Raw genomic sequence first — 2,743 nt, forward strand, 5'->3', positions numbered from 1 at the left:
TTTTTCAACTTGAATTGAAAAAAATTCTTTTTTAAATTTTATTTTTTGAAATAAAAATCACAGAAAGGACTGATTTTCTTTGAATTTTGATGCTTCTTTACTATCTTTCGCACTCCGAAATGGAAAATATTTGTATAACCTTACACATTTTAAAATGTTAGAAGAAAAGAATGATAACCTGTCAGTTAACGAAAACGAGACAGATGGAAACGTAAATAATGAATCTCAAGAAGCGGTTCAGACTGAAAATCAAGAAGTTGAAGCTATAGCTGAATTGGTTCCTGATACCGAAGTTGAAGCTCCGTTAGTGGCTGAAGCTGAACAAGAAACGGTTCTAGAAGTGGAAGATCTTGTAGGTGAACAAATTACTGAAACGCCTAAAGAAGTTCCAACGATTGAAAACACGTCGGATGATTTTGCTGATAATGTTATTGAATTAACAGACGAGCAAGTTGCTGATGATACCTTAGTTTTGGAAGATGAAAATGATTTTGCAATGAACGCTATTGCAAATGCTAATGCCGAAGAAAGTGAAGACGAAACGGTAAAAGGTAGACACGACATTCCGTTGCAAGATTATGAAGCTTTGCCGATGGAAAAATTGGTTGAAGAGTTGGAAACACTTGTTGCCACTGATCAAGTAATGTCTGTTCGTGAACATGTTGAAGAAGTTAAAAAAGCATTTTTGTCTAAATTTCACCATTTTATGGACGAAAAGAAAGACGAATTTCATGCTGAAAATCCTGATACTACAGAGGATTTTCATTATAGTTTTCCGTTAAAAACAAAATTTGATTCGTTATACAATCAATACAGAGATAAGAAAAATGTACATTTCAAATCGCTTCAAAATAACTTAAAAGCGAATTTAGAAAACAGAATGGCGATTGTTGAAGAGTTAAAAAACTTGGTAAACAATTCTACAGGAAATATTGCAAATTCTTTAAAACAGCTAAACGACATTAGAGATCGTTGGAATAATGCTGGTCCGATTCCGAAAGATAAATACAACCACGTTTGGAATAATTATCATTTTCATATTGAGAATTTTTATGATTTCTTGCACTTGGATAGAGATGCACGTGATCAAGAATTCAAACACAATTTAGAATTAAAAAATAAAATTATAGCTCGTGTTGGTGAATTAATCAACGAAACTGACATTAACAAATCGTTCCGTGAATTGCAAGATTTACACCGTATTTGGAAAGAAGATATTGGTCCGGTTTCTAGAGAAAATCGTGAAGAATTATGGAAACAATTCAGTGAATTGACCAAACAGATGCACGACAAAAGCGAGACTTTTTATGAAAGTTTTAAAGCAAAAGAAACCGAAAATCTTGAAAAGAAAAACGAAATCATTGCTCAACTTGAAGTTTTAGCTCAAGAGAAAGTAGATTCGCACCAAGCTTGGTTGAACCAAATTGTAAAAGTGGAAGCTTTGAGAAATCAATTCTTTGCAACTGGAAAAGTTCCTGGAGAAGTGAACGAAGCAACTTGGGCAAAATTTAAAAATGCGGTTCGTGATTTTAATGTTTTGAAAAATTCATTCTACAAAGACATTAAGAAAGATCAAAACGATAATTTAAGCAAGAAACAAGCGCTTGTTGATAGAGCAAACGAATTGAAAGAAAGCGAAGATTTTGCTGCTACAACGCCTTTAATGAAGCAAATTCAAGAAGATTGGAAACAAGTTGGACACGTGCCAAGAAAGTTTTCTGATAAACTTTGGGACGAATTTAAAGCGGCTTGTAACCATTATTTTGAGCGTTTAAAAGACAGCAAAAAAGAGGAAAACGAAGAAGAAGTTGCTGCTTTTGAAAAGAAAAAAGAATACCTAGAAGCGTTGCGTTCGTTTGAACTAGTTGGTGATCACAAAACCGACTTGGATGCCATAAAAGCGCACATTGAAGCATGGAAAGCTATTGGAAGAGTTCCTTTCAACAGAAGACATGTAGAAGGAAAATTCAATAAAATCCTAGATGCTTTGTTTGAAAAATTAAGCTCAAGCAAAAAAGAAAGCGAGCAATTGCGTTTTGCAAATCGTTTAGACAATATTTCTGGATCTGAAGACAGCAGAAAATTAGACAACGAGAAAATCTTTATCATGAGAAAAATTGATGAAGTTCAAAACGAAATTTTCCAATTAGAAAACAACATTCAGTTCTTTCAAAATACTAAAAATGCTAAGAAAGAAAATTCAATTGTAACCGAAGTTAGAAAAACAATTGAAAGACATAAAGAGGATTTAGTTTCTTGGAAAGACAAGTTGAAACAAATTAGAAATTTGAATAAATAAAACAAAAGCTCACTTTAACCGGTGAGCTTTTTTTTATAGTCCACTTTTTATTTACAACAATAACATTTTATAATGTAAAACAAGTCTTCAATTCTTACCCTAACTTTGGTTATTGAAATTTAAAACTTCAAGTATGATTTGCCAAGTTGGCGCAACAGTATTTAGAATATAGAGATTTTCCAACTTTCTGTCTATAACCAACGAAATGGTACACGAGCTGAATAACTGTTAATCATATCAATTTAAAAAACTACTTAGGTAGTTTTTTTTATTTCTTTTTTTACACGAATTACACCAATTTGCGCGAATTAATTTAAATAAAAAATTACACGAACTTTTATTGTGAAATACTAATCTAAAAAGTCAGTATTGTCATTTCGTATCGTCTTTTTTGACGAGAGAGAAATCACATTATACATCCACTCTATTCTCTATTCTCTATTC

The 2,743-nt window shown here is 32.1% G+C and carries 1 protein-coding gene; it reads left to right on the top strand.

Annotated elements, in window-relative coordinates:
- Nucleotides 1–154: 154 nt before the first annotated feature.
- Nucleotides 155–2,299 carry a DUF349 domain-containing protein gene (locus tag DIU01_RS03070; RefSeq protein WP_290831788.1) on the top strand — a complete coding sequence of 715 codons (2,145 nt, stop codon included), beginning with the start codon at nucleotides 155–157 and terminating at the stop codon, nucleotides 2,297–2,299.
- Nucleotides 2,300–2,743: the final 444 nt, after the last annotated feature.

It is taken from the genome of Flavobacterium sp., assembly GCF_003525665.1.
In the GTDB taxonomy this organism is placed as follows: domain Bacteria; phylum Bacteroidota; class Bacteroidia; order Flavobacteriales; family Flavobacteriaceae; genus Flavobacterium.